The sequence below is a fragment of the Janibacter sp. CX7 genome, assembly GCF_024362365.1.
Classification (GTDB): Bacteria; Actinomycetota; Actinomycetes; order Actinomycetales; family Dermatophilaceae; genus Janibacter.
Genome location: NZ_CP101464.1, coordinates 2,037,531 through 2,056,923, shown reverse-complemented (window position 1 = coordinate 2,056,923; position 19,393 = coordinate 2,037,531). Strand labels below are relative to the sequence as shown.

Sequence of the window (19,393 nt, the reverse complement as noted above, 5' to 3'; positions counted from 1 at the left end):
CAGGTCAGCGCTGCAGGAGGTCGATCACTCGGTCGATCTTCGTCTCGACCGAGCCCACCTTCGTCTCGAGGGAGCCGACCTTCGTGTCCAAGGAGCCCACCTTGGTCTCGAGCGAGCCCACCTTCGTCTCCAGGGAGCCGACCTTCGTCTCCAGGGAGCCGACCTTCGTCTCCAGGGAGCCGAACCTGCTCTCCAGCGAGCCCATTCGGTCGGCGAGGGCACCGACATCCTCGGTCAGCTCGTCGAAGCGGTTGGAGTGACGACGCTGCGTGTTCTGGATGTCGGCGATCATCGTGTAGAGCGCCGAGATGTCGTTGTCGTGCTGCCGCACCTTGCGCTCGAGGTCCATCGCCGTCATCCCTCGACGATACGCGTCCCGGACCGACACGCCGAGGGCCTGTCGCACATCTGTGGACAACCCTCAGCGGTGCCTGTCCGGCTCGAGCCGCAGGGTCATCAGCGTCGTCGCGAGCATGTCGTAGTGGCCGACGAGCAGGAGCAGCTCGATCGACTCGCGCTCGCTGGCGACGGACCTGAGGCGGTCCCACTGCGCATCGTCGAGGTCCTTCGTCACCACGAGCGTCTGGGCGCTCTCGCGCAGCACCCGCTCGCGCGGGGAGAGCGAGTCGACGACCGTGTCGGCGAGGATCCCCTCGATCTCGTCCGACGTCAGTCCGGCCCGCTGACCCAGCAACCGGTGGTGCTCGCGCTCGTAGTCGCAGCCCCGTGCGGTGGCGACGGTGAGGATCACCAGCTCCGACTCCCTTCGCTCCAGGGAGCCGAAGGGCATGAGGCGCCCGGCGAAGTGCAGCCAGCCGGTGAAGAGACCTTTGGTCCGTCCGAGCGTGGTGAAGATCGCCGGCGGCTCGGTGCCGGTGACCCGCCCGGCGGCCCGGGCGAAGCCCCACCGCAGCGGTCCGAGCTCGCGCAGGTTGCCGGGACCGATCCGCGCGGTCACGAGCCCAGCGTCCGGGTGGTGCCGGTCGGCTGCTCGGTCGTGTAGGCGACCTGCTCGCTGCGGGCGATCTCGAGCGACTCCTCGAGGTCGGGCATCGGCTTGAGCTCGATGACCCGCTGGGCCACGTGACGAAGGGGGACCACCGGCGGCACCCAGCCCGGCGCGGCGATGCGTCGCGACCGCTTGGCGATGCCGCGCTCGAGGGCGCGCAGGCCGGCCTCGACCGGCGCGACGCCGCTGACCGTGCCACCGCCGGTGAGCTTCTTGCCCGCGACGGTGTCGAAGCCCCGGCTGGTCATGTCGGTCGCGAGCTCGGAGTAGTACGCGACGCCGACCTTGGCCCCGCTGGGCTTGACCTCCTGGCGGAAGGTGTTGCCGATCGCCTCGACGGCCGCCTTGCTCGCGCTGTAGGCCCCGAGCAGCGGGAGGTGCACGGCGGCGGCGAGCGAGGCCGTGGCCAAGGCGTAGCCGCTCGGGTGGGTGATGTGCGGGCCGGCGGCGCGCAGGGTGTAGAAGACGCCGAGCGTGTTGACCCGCAGGTGGGCCTCCATGACGTCGGGCTGACCGCCGATGATCGGCAGCTGCTTGGCGATGCCGGCATTGGCGACGACGACGTCGAGGCCACCGAGCTCGGTGACGAGCTCCTCGACGGCACGGTCGACCTGGTCGGGGTCGGAGACGTCGCACTCACGCCACGGGGCGTGGTTGCGCTGCGCCACCTCGGCGAGCAGGTCGGGCTCCAGCCCGGCCAGCGCCACGCGGGCGCCGTGGGCGGTGAGCAGGTCGGCGAGACCGGCACCGATGCCGCGCGCCGCACCCGTGATGAGGACGCGACGGCCACGCAGGGCCGGGGTGTACTTCGGGCGGGGTGAGAGGCTCATTACCCGACGGTAACAATGATCACCCGGTCCCGCGACCCCTCAGCCCTCGTCGCCGGTGACCTTCGTCGTGGCGATCTCGTCGATCGTCCAGATCCGGTCGCCGCTGGCCTGCGAGACGACCGCGTAGACGTCCTCGCCCGCCGCCCTGACCTGAACGGACGAGGACGCGTCGGCCATGTCGAGGGCGGCCCACTGCCATGCCTTGCCATCGCGGGTGAACCACACCACGGGTCCGGTGTGCTCGGCGGTGTCCAGCCACCCGGGGGCGACGAGCCCGCCGTCGGCCTCGACGGGGACGCCGCGATACCTCCCGCGGGGCAGGTGGTCGCCGGCGGTGAAGGTCTTGCCGTCCTTGGTGGTCCACTCGGTGCCGTCGCCATCGACAGATCCGCTGACGACGGTGACGTCGCCGGTCGTGGCGCACGAGTAGATGGAGGCGCCCTCACCTCCGAGTCGGGGTACGTCGATGTTCCACCGACCGTCCCGGTGAGTCCACGTCGTGGCGTCGCTCTCGGCATTGGGGTCGCTCTGGCTGGACCCCACGGCGAAGGGGGTGCCGTCCGGGAGCTCGCAGACCGACTCGATGGCAGAGGCAGAATCCGGGTGACGCGTCCAGTCGCCTCGGTCGGGCGTCCAGGAGGCTCCGTCGGTCGACGAGTAGAGCCGCGCCTGCCGGTGGCGCGTGTTCGTCTCTTCCTCCTCGATTTCGAGCCGCAGGCGGAAGGCGTCGCCAGCCCACTCGACACCGAGGGCCGACTCGTACCAGAAGCGGCCCAGCCCGCTGCCCGACGTCCAGCTGCCGTTGGTCTCGGCCATCGTGGCCGCCGAGAAGTCCTTGTCGTAGCGTGTCCCGGCCGCGACAGTGGTCCGGCCGCGGGGGTCAGAGGCCGTCGCCAGATCGGACCACTGCCCCAAGGCCTTCGGGCGCCATTCCTGCTTCTTCAGCCGTCCGTCGATGACGAAGGGGGTGGTCTTGGTCATTGTGTGCCACTGGTTGTCGCCGTCTTCGGCCGTGAAGGTGAAGCGGCCGACGGGCACGAGCACCGTGTCGCCGACCTTTTCGACGGGCTGGACCTCGCCGGGGATCTCACCCCGGATGAGATCGCGGACTCGGCCACCGTCGAAGATCCGCAGAGTTCCGTGCTCCTGACGGATCCCTGCGCTGCGACCCGGCAGCTGTGCGGTGTCCGGCCCGGCTGCCTCGATCTGCTTCTGGTTGTCGGTGACCTCGGGCTTGCCAGCTCCCGACATCTCGTGGCGGGTGGTCCACGTGCAGCTGTCGCACGTCTGGTCGAAGACTGCTCGGCCACCCACCAGTGAGGGCGCCGAGAGGTGGAAGTCCTCGGTGACCGGGACGTTGTCGGCCCAGGAGATCGGGGTGGTGCGCTGTCGACTCCACGACCTGCCGTCCCCAGAGCTCCAGACCATGCCACTCGTGCCGATCGGGGCCTTCCTGTCCGCCCACCCCGTCGCGACGAGGTGCGTGCCCGTGCTCACCACTCCAGCGATGCCGTAGCTCCCCTTCGGTCCCGGCAGCTGTGGACCACGATCCCAGGTCTTCCCCCCGTCCGCGGAGGTGAGCACTCGGGTGACCGACTCGCCGCCGCGCTTTCCTTCAGAGGCCAGGAGCACGAGCTCCGCCCGGTGCTCGACGAGACCGATGGGTGAGATCTCCTGTCGCTTCGCGGCTGGGATGTCGTGGACGGACCAGTCGTTGCCGTCCCGCCGCATGAGGACCTCGCTGCCGTCGGGCTTCTCCGCGATGACGAGGGGATCGTCACCGTCGAGCCCGACCTCGGAGAACGACCAGCCCGCGTCCGGGTAGCTGATCGGCACGTCCCGCCACGTCTTCAGGTCGGACGAGACGCGCACGAAGGGCGTGCGCTTGTGGTCTGTGGACACGTCACCCGCGACGACCGCAGCCTTGTCGTTGGCTGCCTGCTCCCAGTCGATGGGGGCGGTGACGTCGAGGGCTGTCCGGCTGCGGGTCTGCGGGTCCACGGCATACACCTGCGTGGGTTTGCCGTCGGAGCCCGTCAGCTCGGCGATGACGGCCGACCGCTTGCCGGAGACGACGGTGGTCCAGCCACCGACGACCGTGGTCTCGGGCCGGAGGGCCTCGGTCCCCTTGACCTCGGTCATCTCGACCGTGGTCCGCGAGCCGTCCTTGGTGGAGGTGCCGGTCCCGTCCTTGTCGGGGGAGTCGTCGGTGCAGCCGACGAGTCCGAGCGTGAGCAGGGCGGCCATCGCCGCAGTCAGGTGTCGTGGTGTCCCCATGTCCACGAACGTATGCGGAAATCCGTCATCCCGCCCGTCGGTTGTCCACAGCCCCACGCAGCCGTGGACGTCAGCCCTCCTCGCGCAGCCCGTGGACGAGCAGGCCCAGCGCTGCCGTGTAGGTCGTGAGGATCACGACGGACGAGATCGCCTGCGCCCGAGGGGTCTTCGCGTACTGCTGGCCCACGATGATCGCCGCGTCGGACACGAGGAAGAGCGCGCCGCCCAGCGCGACGGGCCGACCCTTGCGCGGACGCTCACCGTCGCCCATGGCCAGCGCGGACATCGATCCGAGGAGCAGGCCGTAGCCGGTGAGCACCGGGTCGGGCGCACCGCCGTCGGTGTCGAGCACCGCGAGGCCGGCGAGGGTCGCCGCGGTGACGGCCACCGGCCGCCGGTGCGGGCGCGCGCCGTCGCGCAGCAGCAGCGCGACGAGCCCGGCCTGCTGCACCCCGAAGGCGCTCGCCCCGATCCGCATGAACCGTCGGGACTCGTCACCCTCGCTGCGGCTGGATCGGTACATGAACCAGTCACCCACGGTCGACCCGGCGAGCGCCGCGAGCAGCGTGCCGGTGCGTCCGGCACCACGCTGCGAGCGCGTGGCCAGGACACCCGCGGCGAGCGTCGGGGCGAGCGCCACCTTGGTCGTGACGTGCGCCCGATCGCGACCGAGCACGTCGGCGGCGGTCGTCGCCAGCGCAAGGGGGGCATAGGCGAGCAGGTCCGCGCGCTCGCGGACGAAGGACGAGAAGCTCATGCGGACTCCGGTTGCTGCTGGGTGATGCAGTGGATGCCGCCGCCCCGGTCGAAGAGCGGCCGGGCGTCGACGCCGACGACCTCGCGCCCCGGGTAGACCGAGCGCAGCACCTCGAGGGCGCGCTCGTCGTGCGGGTCGTCGAAGACGCAGGCCACGACGCCGCCGTTGCAGACGAGGTGGTTGACGTAGGACCAGTCGACCGGCCCCTCGTCGTCGGTGAGGGTCTGCGGCGCCGGGATGCGCGTCACCTCGAGGCGCCGCCCGGCGGAGTCGGTCGCGGCGAGCAGGACCTGCTCGATCTCGCGGCTCACCGCGTGGTCGGGGTGCGACTCGTCCTCCTGCCAGTGCAGCAGCACGTGGCCGGGCGAGGTGAAGGTCGCGACGATGTCGACGTGCCCGCGGGTGCCGAACTCGTCGTAGTCCCGGGTCAGCCCACGGGGCAGCCAGACGAAGGTGTCGACCCCGAGCTGCCGACCGATCTCGGCCTCGATGTCCCCCTTCGTCGCCGAGGGGTTGCGACCGGGGTCGAGCTGGACGGTCTCGGTGAGCAGCACGGTGCCCTCGCCGTCGACGTGGATCCCGCCGCCTTCGTTGACGATCGACGACGGCAGGTGGTGGGCTCCGGCCGCGTCGGCGACCTGTGCCGCGATCCGCGCGTCGAGGTCCCACGTGGCCCAGGCCTGGGCTCCCCAGCCGTTGAAGATCCAGTCGACCGCGCCGAGCCCGCCGTCGGGGGAGAGGACGAAGCTCGGCCCGATGTCGCGCATCCACGCGTCGTCGAGGTCGGCGATGACGATGTCGATGGGGTGGGCGGTGTCGTTGCGCAGGTGCTCGCGGCACCGGTGGATGTCGCTCGGGGCGACGACCATGGTCACCGGCTCGAAGCGCGCGACCGCCCGGGCCACCGCCGCCCACGTCTGCCGCGCGCTGGCGACCTCCTCGGGGGTGTCGCCCAGCGTGTAGCCGTTGCTGGGCCAGGCCATCCACGTGCGCTCGTGGCCGGTCCACTCGGCGGGCATGCGCCACCGGGTCTGCTCGCGCATCGAGCGCCTCCTCGTCGTCGTGGCTGCAGTATGCCTGCCGGCAGGCACCTACACTCGCCGAGTGCGGCTGAGTCACTTCTGGACCCTCATGGAGGACGAGTTCGGGCAGGCCTATGCCCACACGCTGGCGCGAGGCCACGTGGTCCAGGCGCTCGGTGACCGCACGGTCGCCGCCGCCCTGGACGAAGGGGAGTCCCCTCGCCTCGTGTGGGAGGCCCTGTGCGAGGACCTCGACATCCCGACGCACCGCCGGCTCGGGGTCGACCGCGAGCCGATGCCCGTCCCGCCCGAGATCGCCAACGAGGTGCCGGAGTGAGCGGTGGTCTCGAGGCTCGTGCCTCGCACCTCGACCAGCGGGGTGGTTCCGACGTCCTGCTGAGCGCCTCCGGCCTGACCAAGACCTTCGGCGACTTCACCGCGGTCGACGGCATCGACGTCGAGGTCACCCGTGGTGAGTCCTTCGGCTTCCTCGGCCCCAACGGCGCCGGCAAGTCCTCGACGATGAAGATGGTCGCCGCGACCTCGCCGCCGACCGGGGGAGACCTGCGGATCTTCGGCCTCGACCCGGTGACCGACGGCGCCGCGGTGCGCGCGCGCCTGGGCAACTGCCCGCAGCAGGACAACCTCGACGAGGAGATCACCGTCGAGGAGAACCTGCATGTCTACGGCCGCTACTTCGGCCTGCCGCGCAAGGTGATCCGCGAGCGCGCCGACGAGCTGCTCGACTTCGCCCAGCTCACCGAGCGGCGCAAGGACAAGGTCGAGCCGCTCTCCGGCGGCATGAAGCGTCGCCTGACGATCGCCCGCTCGCTCATCAACAACCCCGAGATCCTCCTGCTCGACGAGCCGACGACCGGCCTGGACCCGCAGGCCCGGCACGTGCTCTGGGACCGGCTCTTCCGCCTCAAGCGCCAGGGCGTCACGCTCATCATCACGACGCACTACATGGACGAGGCCGAGCAGCTGTGCGACCGACTCGTCGTCATGGACCGTGGCCGGATCGTCGCCGAGGGCTCACCTCGCTCGCTCATCGAGACCCACTCCACGCGAGAGGTGCTCGAGCTGCGCCTGCCGGTCGACGACCACCTGCACGCCGCCGACCTCGTCGAGGGCGTCGGCGAGCGCGTCGAGGCCCTGCCCGACCGCCTGCTCGTCTACACCGACCACGGTGACGGTGCCCTCGAGGCGGTCCACGCCCGCGGTCTGCAGCCGGTCTCCTCGATCGTGCGGCGCTCCAGCCTCGAGGACGTCTTCCTCCACCTCACCGGCCGCACCCTCGTCGACTGATGGCGACCGTGGAGACGACGGCCCCCACCGGGCGCCACGTGCACGGCGAGCGGTCCCCCCTTCGTCCGGCGGAGCGGGTGGCGGCGGTGGCCGGCTACTTCGGTCTCGTCTACCGGCGTACGTGGATGGGGTCGGTCTTCAGCCGCTTCGTCATGCCGCTGCTCTTCCTGCTGGCCATGGGGATCGGGCTCGGCTCGCTCGTCGACGACGCGTCCGGCGGGGTCGACGGCGTGCCCTACCTGCTCTTCGTGGCGCCGGCGATGATCGCGGTGCAGGCGATGATGACCGCGGTGAGCGAGTCGACCTACCCGGTCTACGGGCTCTTCACGTGGAACCGCATGTACCACTCGATGCTCGCCACCCCGCTCACCGTGAGCGACCTCCTCCTCGGTCACCTCGGCGTCATCGCCGCGCAGGGCGGGTTCGCCGCGGCCGCCTTCGTGCTCGTCGCCGCGCTCTTCGGCAGCTTCACGTCGTGGTGGGTGCTGCTCGCCGTGCCGATCGGGGTCCTCGTGACGCTGGCCTTCGCGGTACCGCTCTTCGGCTTCACGGCCCGGGCGAAGGGGGACTCCGCCTTCAACGTCGTCTACCGCCTCGTCATCACGCCCCTCATGCTCTTCTCGGGCGCCTTCTTCCCCGTCGAGCGCCTGCCGCTGGTCCTCGAGGTACTCGCCTGGGTGACCCCGCTGTGGCACGGCGTGGAGCTGTGCCGGGCCGCGGCCCACGGGAGCTTCGCCCCCGTCGACCTCGTGCACCTGGCGGTGCTCGTGCTCTTCGTCGGCGCCGGCTGGGTCTACGCCCGCACCGGCATGACCCGCAGGCTCGTCTCGTGAGCACCGGTGTCCTCACGCCCGGCCTGGCGATGTGGCGCTCGGTCGTCGAGCGCAATGTCGTCGGCTTCCGGCGCCAGTGGGCCGCCTTCGTCACCGGCTTCGCCGAACCGGTCTTCTACCTGCTCTCCCTCGGCATCGGGGTCGGGTCGCTCGTGCCCGTCGTCGTGACCGACGGCGGGCAGGAGGTCGGCTACGCGGCCTTCGTCGCGCCCGCCATGCTCGCCGCGTCGGCGATGAACGGCGCGATCATGGACTCGACTTTCAACGTCTTCTTCAAGCTGCGCTACGCCCGCATCTACGACGCGATGCTCGCGACACCGCTCGGCCCGCGCGACATCGCCGTCGGCGAGGTCGTCTGGTCGCTCATCCGGGGCGGGGTCTACGCGCTCGTCTTCTACCTCGTGGCGCTCGCGGTCGGCGTCGTCGAGTCGTGGTGGTCGCTCCTCGCGGTGCCCGCGGCGGTCTTCATCGGGCTGGCCTTCTCGGCCGTCGGCATGTTCGCGACGACCTTCATGCGCTCGTGGGTCGACTTCGACTGGGTCATGCTCGTCATCCAGCCGCTCTTCCTGCTCTCGGCGACCTTCTTCCCGCTCGCGACCTATCCGGGGTGGGCGCAGCCGATCGTCCAGGCGACGCCGCTCTACCACGGGGTCGCGCTCGAGCGCGGGCTCATGCTCGGCGAGGTCGGGTGGGGCCTGCTGTGGCACGTCGCCTACCTCGTCGTCCTCGGTGCGGTGGGTATCTGGGCGACCTCGCGGCGGATCGAGACCCTCCTGCGGTCCTGACGTAGGGACGAAGGGGAGGAGTGCGCGGCGTGTCGGCGCGTCACCTCCCATGTCTCGAACAGGTGTTCGGTAGTGTCGTCCACAGGTGCCCGACCGGCAGCGCCGGTGTCCACAGCCCCACGGCAGCTGCGGACGGTTGTCGGTGGCGGCTCCTAGCGTCTGACCAGACAGCACGACACGTCCGACCGTGTGGGACCTGGTCGCCGGTGGACGCGCACGACACGATGACAAGGAAGGTGTGGCATGGCTGAGGTCACCGCCATCGACAGCAAGCTCCACGAGCAGAAGCTCAAGTCCCTCGACAACGTCATGGGCCAGATCGAGAAGGCCCACGGCAAGGGCGCGGTCATGCGTCTGGGTGACGACGTGCGTCCCCCGATCGCGGTCATCCCGACCGGTGCGATCGCCCTCGACGTCGCGCTCGGCATCGGCGGCCTGCCCCGCGGCCGCGTCGTCGAGGTCTACGGCCCGGAGTCCTCCGGTAAGACGACCGTCGCCCTGCACGCGGTGGCCAACGCCCAGCGGGCCGGCGGCATCGCCGCCTTCATCGACGCCGAGCACGCGCTCGACCCCGAGTACGCCAAGAAGCTGGGTGTCGACACCGACGCCCTCCTCGTCAGCCAGCCGGACACGGGTGAGCAGGCGCTCGAGATCGCCGACATGCTCATCCGCTCGGGCGCGCTCGACATCATCGTCATCGACTCCGTCGCGGCGCTCGTGCCCCGCGCCGAGATCGAGGGCGAGATGGGTGACAGCCACGTCGGTCTGCAGGCCCGCCTGATGAGCCAGGCGCTGCGCAAGATCACCGGTGCGCTCAACTCCTCGGGCACGACGGCGATCTTCATCAACCAGCTCCGGGAGAAGATCGGTGTCATGTTCGGCTCGCCCGAGACGACCACCGGTGGCAAGGCGCTGAAGTTCTACGCCTCGGTCCGTCTCGACGTCCGCCGCATCGAGACGCTCAAGGACGGCACCGAGCCGGTCGGCAACCGCACCCGCGTCAAGGTCGTGAAGAACAAGGTCTCCCCGCCCTTCAAGCAGGCGGAGTTCGACATCCTCTACGGCCAGGGCATCTCCCGCGAGGGCGGGCTGATCGACATGGGCGTCGAGCACGGCTTCATCCGCAAGGCCGGTGCCTGGTACACCTACGAGGGCGACCAGCTGGGTCAGGGTAAGGAAAATGCCCGCAAGTTCCTCAAGGACAACCCCCAGCTCGGCGAGGAGATCGAGTCCAAGATCAAGACGAAGCTCGGCATCGGCGTGCAGCCGGAGGTCGAGGAGGAGGCCCCGGCCGAGGTCCCGGTCGACTTCTGATCGTCATGCCGGAGCGTCACGACGACGAGACCGCCGCGGGCCAGCTCGAGAGCTTGCGCGCGGCGGTCTCCGCCATCGAGTCCGTCCCGCCGCCCGACCCGCAGGGGCCGCAGGCTGACCCCGAGGCCGACGAGCACGCGGTCGCGCGAGCCGTCGTCCTGCGTCAGCTGACCGGCGCGCCCAAGAGCCGCAAGCAGCTGCAGGACGCCCTGACCCGCAAGGGCTGCCCGCCCGATGTCGCGAGCGAGGTCCTCGACCGCTTCGAGGAGGTCGGTCTCGTCGACGACGAGGCCTACGCCCAGGCGCTCGTGCGCTCCCAGCAGGCCGGCCGTGGGCTCGCCCGACGGGCCCTGTCGCACGAGCTGCGCAAGCGCGGTGTCGACGAGGAGCTCGCCGCCTCGGTGCTCGAGGACGTCGACCCGGAGGCCGAGCGGGCCCGCGCGCACGAGCTCGTCGCGAAGAAGCTGCGCACCATGCACGGGCTGGACCGGGCCACCCAGACCCGGCGTCTGGCGGGCCTGCTCGCCCGCAAGGGCTATGGCCACGACGTCGCCCGGGTGGTCATCACCGAGGCCCTCGACTCGCAGCCGGAGCACCAGCGGGACTAGCAGCCCCGGCCGGGGGCTTCGGGTGCGCACCACAGGGGGTGTCGCGTGCGTAGGGTGGGCGTCGTGACTGACAGCGACTCTCTCTTCGGGACATACGCACGCGGTGCGGCGTGGGACGAGATGCTCGACGACGCGGGCGATCCCAGGCAGCCCTACAAGCCGATCCACCACACGCTGCGCGCGATGGCGCCCGACGAGCTCAAGGAGCGGGCCGACGCGCTGGCCCGCATGTTCTTCGAGCAGGGCGTGACCTTCGACCACGCCGGTGAGGAGCGGCCCTTCCCGCTCGACGCGGTGCCGCGCGTCATCGACGCCGAGGCCTGGCACACGGTCGAGGAGGGCGTGGCCCAGCGGGTCAAGGTCCTCGAGGCCTTCCTCGACGACATCTACAGCCGGCCGAGCGGGCTGCCGCGGGCGGTCGAGGACGGCATCGTCCCGTGGAAGCTGATCTCCACCTCGAGCCACTACCACCGCGCGGTCACGGGGCTGCGGCCGCCGGGTGGCGTGCGCGCCCACGTCAGCGGCATCGACCTCATCCGCGACGAGGAGGGCACCTTCCGCGTCCTCGAGGACAACGTGCGCGTGCCCTCGGGCGTCTCCTACGTCATCGCCAACCGCCGGGCGATGACCAATGTCTTCCCCGAGGCCTTCGCGACGATGCGCATCCGGCCGGTCCACGACTACCCCCGCATGCTGCTGCGCGCGCTGCGGGCCTCGGCTCCCGAGGGCCGGGCCAACCCCACGGTCGTCGTGCTCACCCCGGGCGTCTACAACAGCGCCTACTTCGAGCACACCCTCATCGCCCGGATGATGGGAGTCGAGCTCGTCGAGGGACGTGACCTCGTCGTGCGCGGCGGCGAGGTGCGCATGCGCACGACCCACGGCGAGGAGCGCGTCGACGTCATCTACCGACGCATCGACGACGACTTCCTCGACCCGGTGCACTTCCGCCGCGACTCGATGCTCGGCGTCACCGGGCTCATCTCGGCAGTGCGGGCCGGCCGGGTCACCCTGGCCAATGCCATCGGCAACGGCGTGGCCGATGACAAGCTCGTCTACTCCTACGTGCCGGACCTGACCCGCTACTACCTCGACGAGGACCCGATCCTGCCCAACGTCGACACCTACCGGTGCAACGAGCCCGACGCGCTGCAGGAGGTGCTCGCTCGCCTCGACGAGATGGTCGTCAAGCCCGTCGACGGCTCGGGTGGCAAGGGCCTGGTCATCGGGCCCAAGGCCACCGGAGCCGAGCTCGACGAGCTGCGGGGCAAGCTGCAGGACGACCCGCGTGGGTGGATCGCCCAGCCGGTCGTCCAGCTCTCGACGGTGCCGACGCTCATCGACGGTCAGCTGCGCCCGCGCCACGTCGACCTGCGCCCCTTCGCCGTCAACGACGGCCAGGACGTCGAGGTCCTGCCCGGTGGCCTGACCCGGGTCGCGCTGCCCGAGGGGCAGCTCGTCGTCAACTCCAGCCAGGGCGGCGGCTCCAAGGACACCTGGGTGCTCGCCGGCCGCTACAACCGTCTGCCCCACGACATGGAGGAGCGCGAGGTGATCTTCCTCGGCACCGGCTCCGGTTCGCACGAGCGGGGTGACGTGCAGACCCAGGGCCAGACGCAGAGCCAGACCCAGACGCAGGACCAGCACGAGGACGAGGAGGGCATCTGATGCTCAGCCGGATCGCCGACTCGCTCTTCTGGATCGGTCGCTACGTCGAGCGCGCCGACGGCACGGCCCGGATCGTCGACGTGCTGCGCCTGCAGCTGCTCGAGGACCCGGCCGCCGACGAGCAGACCGCCTGCACGATGGTGCTGCGCGGGATCATGGGCTACGACGACGTGGGCGAGGTCGACTACGAGGGGACGAGCCGCATGCTCGTCTTCGACGCGACGAACCCCAACTCGGTCACCGGCTCGTGGCACGCGGCCCGCGAGAACGCGCGGCGGGCCCGCGAGACGGTCTCCACCGAGATGTGGGAGGCCATCAACACGACCTACCACCGGTTCAACTCCTTCCGCCGCGGCCCCGCCACCCAGCACCACCTGGGCTACGTCCGCGAGCGCTCGGCCCTCGTCGACGGGCTGGCCGACACGACGATGAGCCACGACGACGCCTGGGACTTCCTCGTCCTCGGTCGCGCTCTCGAGCGGGCCGACATGACGGCCCGGCTCGTGGCGACGGGCGCGAGCGACTTCGGCCCCGGGTGGGGCTCGGTCCTCGCCAGCTGCGGTGCCCAGCAGGCGATGCTGCGCACGATGCGCGGCGTCGTCACCGATCGCACGGCCGCGGCCTTCCTCACCCTCGACCGACGCTTCCCGCGCTCGGTCATCGCGGCCCTGCGCGAGGCGGAGGAGCGCCTGACGGTCCTCTCGCCCGACGACGACCGGGTCGGCTTCTCCGACGAGGCCCGACGCATCCTCGGGCAGGCCCGCACCTCGCTGGAGTTCAGCAACCCCGACTCGGTGCTGCAGGACCTCCACGGGCGCATGCAGGAGGTCCAGGACGCAGTCGTGGAGGCATCCGACGCGATCGGCGCGCGCTACTTCATGTCGGCGCCGGTCCAGGAGTGGACGGGAGAGATCCTTTGAGCACCAGGCGACACCGCATCGTCCACCGCACGATGATGCGCTACGACGGCGAGGTCACCGCAGCGCACAACGAGCTGCGGATGATCCCGGTCACCGAGCCCGGCCAGGCGACCCTCGAGGCGCGCGTGCGGGTCAAGCCCCTCACGTGGAGCCATGTCTACGAGGACCACTGGGGCACCCAGGTCATGGCGATGGAGTCGCAGACCCCGCACGACGTCCTCGAGATCGAGGCGACGAGCACGGTCGAGCGCTCCGAGCTGCCCGTGCACGTCGAGGCGAGCGGTTGGGGCGCCGTGCGTGAGGAGTCCACCCGTGACCGGCTGAGCGAGTACCTCGCGCAGACCGGCCGCACCGAGCCGCCGGCGCAGGTCGTCGCCCTCGCGCAGGAGTTCGCCGATGCCGCGACCCCGCGCCAGGCGGCGATGGACATCGTCCAGCGGATCCACGACGCGATGACCTACGAGCGCGGCATCACCGGGTGGCAGGCGACGGCGGCCGACGTCTGGGAGGGTCGCCGCGGCGTCTGCCAGGACTTCGCCCACGTCGTCCTCGGTGCGCTGCGCGCCATCGAGGTCCCGGCCCGCTACGTCAGCGGCTACCTCACCGTCGACGAGGCCGAGATCGAGCGCGGCACGACGGTGCCGGCGCGCAACCACGCGTGGATCGAGCTGTGGGACCGCGGCTGGCACCCGATCGACCCGACGAACCTCGGGCCGGTCGGCCTCGACCACGTCGTCGTCGGCCGTGGCCGCGACTACGACGACGTCGCGCCCTTCCGCGGCATGTTCGTCGGCCCGCAGGTCACCGACCTCGAGCTCGACATCACCTACACCCGCATCGGGTGACGACGGACGAAGGGGGTGGGGCACCCCCTTCGTCCCGACGTACCCTTGTCGGGTCATGACTGCGACTGCCAAGACCTACGACGTGCGCACCCACGGGTGCCAGATGAACGTGCACGACTCCGAGCGGCTCGCCGGCCTCCTCGAGACCGCCGGGTACGTCGACCTCGCGAGCCTGCCCGCCGACGAGCGCGGTGAGGTGGCCGACGTCGTCGTCTTCAACACCTGTGCGGTGCGCGAAAATGCGGACAACAAGCTCTACGGCAACCTCGGCCAGCTGCGCCCGCTCAAGCAGCGCAACCCCGACCTGCAGATCGCCGTCGGCGGCTGCATGGCGCAGAAGGACCGCGCGACGATCGTCGAGCGCGCCCCGTGGGTCGACGTCGTCTTCGGCACGCACAACATCGGCAGCCTGCCCGCGCTGCTCGACCGCGCGCGGCACAACGAGGAGGCGCAGGTCGAGATCCTCGAGGCCCTCGAGACCTTCCCCTCGACCCTGCCGACCCGCCGTGACTCGGCCTACTCGGGCTGGACCTCGATCTCCGTCGGGTGCAACAACACCTGCACCTTCTGCATCGTCCCGGCGCTGCGGGGCAAGGAGAAGGACCGCCGTCCCGGCGAGATCCTCGCCGAGGTGGAGGCGCTCGTCGCGCAGGGCGTCGTCGAGGTCACCCTCCTGGGCCAGAACGTCAACAGCTACGGCGTCGAGTTCGGCGACCGGCTCGCCTTCGGCAAGCTGCTGCGGGCCTGCGGCGACATCCACGGCCTGGAGCGGGTGCGCTTCACCAGCCCGCACCCCGCCGCCTTCACCGACGACGTCATCGACGCGATGGCCGAGACGCCCAATGTCATGCCGAGCCTGCACATGCCGCTGCAGTCCGGATCCGACCGCGTGCTCAAGGCCATGCGTCGCAGCTACCGCTCCGAGCGCTTCCTCGGCATCCTCGACCGGGTGCGCGAGCGCATCCCCGACGCGGCGATCACGACGGACATCATCGTCGGCTTCCCCGGCGAGACCGACGCCGACTTCGAGGAGACCCTGCGCGTCGTGCGCGAGTCCCGCTTCTCCTCGGCCTTCACCTTCCAGTACTCGATCCGCCCCGGTACCCCGGCGGCGACGATGGACGACCAGGTGCCCAAGGAGGTCGTCCAGGAGCGCTACGAGCGGCTCGTCGCCCTGCAGGACGAGATCTCGTGGGCGGGCAACCGCGAGCAGGAGGGCCGCGAGCTCGAGGTCCTGGTCGCGACGGGGGAGGGGCGCAAGGACCGCGAGACCGCCCGGCTCAGCGGGCGCGCCCCCGACAACCGCCTCGTCCACTTCGCCCTGCCCGAGGACCTGCCCGAGGCCGAGCGTCCGCGCCCCGGTGACATGGTCACCGTCGGCGTCACCTACGGCGCCCCGCACCACATCGTCGCCGACTCGGCGATCGAGGGCGGGGTCTTCAGCGTGCGCCGCACGCCGGGCGGCGATGCCTGGGCGGCTCTGCAGGAGGGCGCTGCCGCGGGCACCGTCTCCAAGCCCGCGGTGAGCCTGGGCCTGCCGAGTGTCGGCGCCCCGCCGCCGGTGGCGACCGCCGGCCCGGCCTGCGGGGCCTGAGAGCGCCACCGCACCACCCGGGCACGACGAAGGGGGCTGGTCACCGTCACGGTGACCAGCCCCCTTCGTGCTGTCAGTGAGGCAGCCTCACTCGCCGATCTTGCCGTCGAGGAAGTCCTTGCCCTTGTCGGCGTGTTCGGAGCTGGCACCCTTGCCCTCGGCGAACTCGCCGGCCTTGTCGAGGCCCTGGTCGCTCACCTGCTCGACCTTGTCGCTGTTCTCGCCCAGCGAGTCGGTCGCCTTGCCCTTCAGATCGTCGAACCCCATGGTGTTCTCCTTCGTGTCGGGTTGCCCGGTGACGGGCCGTACGTCCAGCCAAACACGTCAGCCCGCGCGCTTCAACCGCTGACGGCGTAGCGTGTACATTTCGTTGAAAAACCAATAGTTGACACGACAACCAATTGCCCCTAATGTAAGTGGTGCACCAAGAGACCACCCCGATCGCCAAGGAGCACGACATGACCGAGTCCACCGCCATCACCCCCCTCGCCGACCTGGCCGCCGGCACGTACGTCCTCGACGCCAGCCACTCCGAGGTCGGCTTCGTCGCCCGCCACGCGATGGTCACCAAGGTCCGCGGCTACTTCCGCGAGCTCGAGGGCACGATCACCGTCGCCGAGGACTTCGCCGCCTCGACCGCGAACGCCACGATGCAGGTCGCCTCGATCGACACCGGCTCCGCCGACCGCGACGGCCACCTGAAGTCGGCCGACTTCTTCGACGTCGAGAACAACCCGGTCATCACCTTCGCCAGCACGGGCATCAAGGACGTCAAGGGCGAGGAGTTCACCCTCGTCGGCGACCTGACCATCAAGGGCGTCACCCGCCAGGTCGAGCTGGCCGCCGAGTACGAGGGCACCGCACAGGACCCCTTCGGCAACGTCCGCGCCGGCTTCACCGCCCGCACCGACGTCGACCGTGAGGACTTCGGCCTGACCTGGAACGCCGCGCTCGAGACCGGCGGCGTCCTCGTCTCGAAGAAGATCACGCTCACCCTCGACCTCTCGGCCATCAAGCAGGCCTGAGGCCCACAGACCGTCCGGCGTCCCTGACGCCGGACACCCCCGGCGGCGCCGGGACCGGAACCCCCTGTCCGGTCTCGGCGCCGCTCTGCGTCTCCCCGTGCCCGCCCGCCGGCCGGTCCTGGGTGCCGTGGGTCGCCGCGCGGCGACCTAGGATGCCGCTCATGACGATCCACGCCATCACCATCTGCGGCGAGCCGGTCCTGCACACCCGTTCGGAGCCGGTCACGACCTTCGACGCCGAGCTGCGCACCCTCGTCGAGGACATGTACGAGACCCAGGAGGCCGCGCACGGCGTCGGCCTGGCCGCGCCGCAGATCGGCGTGGGGCTGCGGATCTTCACGTGGAGCATGGCCAACGACGACGGCGTCCCCGCCCTCGGCCACGTCATCAACCCCTACGTCAAGGCGAGCAAGCCCGCCGTCGGCGAGCCCGACCGCGACCACGAGTCCGAGGGCTGCCTGTCCGTGCCGGGCTACTCCTACCCGCTGCGGCGTGGTGAGCGGGCCGAGGTGAGCGGCTACGACTGGGACGGCAACGAGATCTCCTTCTCGGCCACCGGCTGGTTCGCCCGCTGCATGCAGCACGAGTACGACCACCTCAACGGCTTCCTCTACGTCGACCGCCTCGGCGACAAGTGGAAGAAGAAGGCCCGCAAGGCGATCAAGGCCGAGGGCTGGGGCGTCGCCGGCCTGACGTGGATGCCGGGCGAGGGCCCGGACCCCTTCGGTCACGACGACGACGAGGAGTGAGCGGGACGCACCGCCCCGAGGTCGTCGCCGTCGTCGGGGCCACGGCCACCGGCAAGTCCGACCTCGCGCTCGACCTCGCGGAGCAGCTCGGCGGCGAGGTGGTCAACGCCGACGCCATGCAGCTCTACCGCGGCATGGACATCGGGACCAACAAGCTGCCGGTGGGGGAGCGGCGCGGCATCCCGCACCACCTCCTCGATGTCCTCGACGTCACGGACGAGGCCACCCTCGCGGACTTCCAGGCCCGGGCCGAGGCGGCGATCGTCGACATCCGCGACCGCGGGCTCGTCCCGGTCCTCGCCGGTGGCTCCGGCCTCTACGTGCGGGCCGCGCTCGACCACCTCGACATCCCGCCGACGGATCCCGCCGTGCGGGCCCGGCTCGAGGACCGGGCGCAGGACGAAGGGGGGCGCGCCGCCCTTCGTCATCGGTTGCGTGAGGTCGACCCGGCCGCCGCCGAGGCCATCGAGCCCAACAACATCCGGCGGATCATCCGCGCCCTCGAGGTCGTCGAGATCACCGGCCGGCCCTTCTCGGCGACAGCGCCCACGAAGCGCTACCGCCGCCCTTCGCTCGTCATCGGGCTGCGCGACGACTGGGACGCCCTGACCGACCGGATCGACCGCCGCACCCGCGCGATGTGGGAGGCCGGCCTGCTCGACGAGGTCCGCCGGCTCGATGCCGCCGGGCTGCGCGGCGGCCGCACCGCCTCGCGGGCCATCGGCTACGCCCAGGCCCTCGGCGAGCTCGACGGCCGCTGGGGGCGGGAGGAGGCGATCGCCGACACGGCCCGCGCCACCCGACGCTATGCCCGACGGCAGGAGTCGTGGCTGCGGCCCGACCCGCGCGTGGAGTGGCTCGACGCCGCGTCCCACGACCTGCGGAGCAGGGCGCTGGAGCTCGCGGTGCGTCCGACACAATGGACCCCATGACGCTGCGATTCACCAAGGGCCATGGGACCGAGAACGACTTCGTCCTCGTCCCCGACCTCGACGGCGAGCTCGACCTCACCCCCTCGCAGGTCGCGCTCCTCGCCGACCGGCAGGCCGGCATCGGCGGTGACGGCGTCATCCGGGTCGTGCGCACCGAGCACGCCGCCGAGGAGGAGGTCCGGGCTCTCGCCGGCGAGGCGGAGTGGTTCATGGACTACCGCAACCACGACGGGTCGCTGGCCCAGATGTGCGGCAACGGCACGCGCGTCTTCGCGACCTGGCTGCGCCGCGAGGGGCTCGTCGGCGACGAGTTCAGCATCGCCACCCGGGCGGGGCTCAAGGGGATCCGCTTCGAGGGTGACCAGGTCGTGACGCACATGGGCCGATGGCGCTTCGTCGATGAGGCGAAGGCCCAGGCGCAGGGCTTCGACGCGCTCGTCCACGTCGAGGAGGCCGAGGACATCACCGAGCCCTACTCGGCGCTCTCGCTCGACCTCGGCAACCCGCACACCGTCGTGGCGCTGCCGCCCAACGTCAACCTCAACGGCCTGCGCCTGCGCCGCCCGCCGGCGGTCAACCCCGTGCCGTCCGAGGGCAGCAACGTCGAGTTCGTGCGGGTGCTCGGCCCCGGCCGGATCTCGATGCGCGTCCACGAGCGCGGCGTCGGCGAGACCCGCTCGTGCGGCACCGGCGTGTGCGCCGCCGCGATCGGCACCGCCTTCTGGTCCGGTGACGTCGACGCCTCGAGCGAGTACACCGTCGAGGTGCCCGGCGGCACGCTGCGGGTGCGCCTGCTGCCCGGCCGCGAGGTGGAGCTCGCCGGCCCGGCGGTGCTCGTGGCCGACGGGACGACGACGCTCGTCTGACCCCCTTCGTCCGGGGTGGTCCTCGGGGAGGCTCGCGCTGCGCGTGAGGCC

At 71.1% G+C, this 19,393-nt stretch carries 21 protein-coding genes; 14 read left to right on the top strand and 7 right to left on the bottom strand.

Features of this window, described 5'->3' with window-relative positions; translation table 11 throughout:
* Positions 1-4 precede the first annotated feature (4 nt).
* The 6 genes from NMQ01_RS10045 to NMQ01_RS10020 form a co-directional block, all read right to left on the bottom strand.
* Positions 5-358, bottom strand: a complete 354-nt coding sequence (locus tag NMQ01_RS10045) for a hypothetical protein (RefSeq protein ID WP_255183799.1) — start codon at positions 356-358, stop codon at positions 5-7.
* A gap of 63 nt (positions 359-421) precedes the next feature.
* A complete protein-coding gene (locus tag NMQ01_RS10040; RefSeq protein WP_255183798.1) occupies positions 422-958 on the bottom strand; it encodes a carboxymuconolactone decarboxylase family protein in 537 nt (178 codons plus the stop codon).
* Positions 955-1,839: an SDR family NAD(P)-dependent oxidoreductase gene (locus NMQ01_RS10035; protein ID WP_255183797.1), complete on the bottom strand. Its 885-nt coding sequence runs from the start codon at positions 1,837-1,839 to the stop codon at positions 955-957. Before NMQ01_RS10035 ends, NMQ01_RS10040 begins: the two co-directional genes overlap by 4 nt.
* Before the next feature lie 39 nt (positions 1,840-1,878).
* Positions 1,879-4,116, bottom strand: a complete 2,238-nt coding sequence (locus NMQ01_RS10030; protein WP_255183796.1) for a hypothetical protein — start codon at positions 4,114-4,116, stop codon at positions 1,879-1,881.
* Between the two features lie 70 nt (positions 4,117-4,186).
* Positions 4,187-4,873, bottom strand: a complete 687-nt coding sequence (locus NMQ01_RS10025) for a lysoplasmalogenase (protein WP_255183795.1) — start codon at positions 4,871-4,873, stop codon at positions 4,187-4,189.
* Positions 4,870-5,916, bottom strand: coding sequence for an agmatine/peptidylarginine deiminase (locus NMQ01_RS10020; RefSeq protein WP_255183794.1), 1,047 nt, complete (start codon positions 5,914-5,916; stop codon positions 4,870-4,872). Before NMQ01_RS10020 ends, NMQ01_RS10025 begins: the two co-directional genes overlap by 4 nt.
* Before the next feature lie 61 nt (positions 5,917-5,977).
* Between NMQ01_RS10020 and NMQ01_RS10015 the strand changes: the two genes are divergently transcribed.
* The 10 genes from NMQ01_RS10015 (at position 5,978) to miaB (ending at position 15,770) form a co-directional block, all read left to right on the top strand.
* The gene (locus NMQ01_RS10015) at positions 5,978-6,232 is read left to right on the top strand and encodes a DUF3046 domain-containing protein (protein WP_255183793.1); all 255 of its coding nucleotides are present in this window, start codon (positions 5,978-5,980) and stop codon (positions 6,230-6,232) included.
* Complete coding sequence (locus NMQ01_RS10010) at positions 6,229-7,203, top strand: ABC transporter ATP-binding protein (RefSeq protein ID WP_255183792.1); 975 nt, start codon at positions 6,229-6,231, stop codon at positions 7,201-7,203. The genes NMQ01_RS10015 and NMQ01_RS10010 overlap by 4 nt, the downstream gene beginning before the upstream one ends.
* Positions 7,203-8,036, top strand: coding sequence for an ABC transporter permease (locus tag NMQ01_RS10005; protein WP_255183791.1), 834 nt, complete (start codon positions 7,203-7,205; stop codon positions 8,034-8,036). Before NMQ01_RS10010 ends, NMQ01_RS10005 begins: the two co-directional genes overlap by 1 nt.
* Complete coding sequence (locus tag NMQ01_RS10000) at positions 8,033-8,821, top strand: ABC transporter permease (RefSeq protein ID WP_255183790.1); 789 nt, start codon at positions 8,033-8,035, stop codon at positions 8,819-8,821. Before NMQ01_RS10005 ends, NMQ01_RS10000 begins: the two co-directional genes overlap by 4 nt.
* A 243-nt stretch (positions 8,822-9,064) precedes the next feature.
* Positions 9,065-10,135, top strand: a complete 1,071-nt coding sequence (recA, locus tag NMQ01_RS09995; RefSeq protein WP_255183789.1) for a recombinase RecA — start codon at positions 9,065-9,067, stop codon at positions 10,133-10,135.
* Between the two features lie 5 nt (positions 10,136-10,140).
* On the top strand, positions 10,141-10,743 hold the full coding sequence (locus tag NMQ01_RS09990) for a regulatory protein RecX (protein ID WP_255183788.1): 603 nt from the start codon (positions 10,141-10,143) through the stop codon (positions 10,741-10,743).
* A 120-nt stretch (positions 10,744-10,863) separates the two neighbouring features.
* Positions 10,864-12,411: a circularly permuted type 2 ATP-grasp protein gene (locus NMQ01_RS09985; RefSeq protein ID WP_255186356.1), complete on the top strand. Its 1,548-nt coding sequence runs from the start codon at positions 10,864-10,866 to the stop codon at positions 12,409-12,411.
* On the top strand, positions 12,411-13,331 hold the full coding sequence (locus NMQ01_RS09980; protein WP_255183787.1) for an alpha-E domain-containing protein: 921 nt from the start codon (positions 12,411-12,413) through the stop codon (positions 13,329-13,331). Before NMQ01_RS09985 ends, NMQ01_RS09980 begins: the two co-directional genes overlap by 1 nt.
* Positions 13,328-14,176: a transglutaminase family protein gene (locus NMQ01_RS09975; protein ID WP_255183786.1), complete on the top strand. Its 849-nt coding sequence runs from the start codon at positions 13,328-13,330 to the stop codon at positions 14,174-14,176. The genes NMQ01_RS09980 and NMQ01_RS09975 overlap by 4 nt, the downstream gene beginning before the upstream one ends.
* A 55-nt stretch (positions 14,177-14,231) precedes the next feature.
* Entirely contained in the window at positions 14,232-15,770 is a 1,539-nt protein-coding gene (gene miaB / locus NMQ01_RS09970; RefSeq protein WP_255183785.1) for a tRNA (N6-isopentenyl adenosine(37)-C2)-methylthiotransferase MiaB, read from the top strand.
* Positions 15,771-15,857: 87 nt separating this feature from the next.
* On the opposite strand, the gene NMQ01_RS09965 is transcribed toward miaB, so the two are convergent.
* Entirely contained in the window at positions 15,858-16,037 is a 180-nt protein-coding gene (locus tag NMQ01_RS09965) for an Rv0909 family putative TA system antitoxin (protein WP_255183784.1), read from the bottom strand.
* A 191-nt stretch (positions 16,038-16,228) separates the two neighbouring features.
* On the opposite strand from NMQ01_RS09965, the gene NMQ01_RS09960 reads away from it, so the two are divergent.
* The 4 genes from NMQ01_RS09960 to dapF all read left to right on the top strand — a co-directional run bounded on the left by NMQ01_RS09960 (position 16,229) and on the right by dapF (position 19,342).
* The gene (locus NMQ01_RS09960; RefSeq protein ID WP_255183783.1) at positions 16,229-16,795 is read left to right on the top strand and encodes a YceI family protein; all 567 of its coding nucleotides are present in this window, start codon (positions 16,229-16,231) and stop codon (positions 16,793-16,795) included.
* Positions 16,796-16,956: 161 nt separating this feature from the next.
* Positions 16,957-17,544, top strand: coding sequence for a peptide deformylase (def, locus tag NMQ01_RS09955; protein WP_255183782.1), 588 nt, complete (start codon positions 16,957-16,959; stop codon positions 17,542-17,544).
* Positions 17,541-18,476 carry a tRNA (adenosine(37)-N6)-dimethylallyltransferase MiaA gene (gene miaA / locus NMQ01_RS09950; RefSeq protein WP_255183781.1) on the top strand — a complete coding sequence of 312 codons (936 nt, stop codon included), beginning with the start codon at positions 17,541-17,543 and terminating at the stop codon, positions 18,474-18,476. Before def ends, miaA begins: the two co-directional genes overlap by 4 nt.
* Positions 18,473-19,342 (top strand): diaminopimelate epimerase, encoded by an 870-nt coding sequence (gene dapF / locus NMQ01_RS09945; protein ID WP_255183780.1) that lies wholly within the window; start codon positions 18,473-18,475, stop codon positions 19,340-19,342. Before miaA ends, dapF begins: the two co-directional genes overlap by 4 nt.
* Positions 19,343-19,393 lie beyond the last annotated feature (51 nt).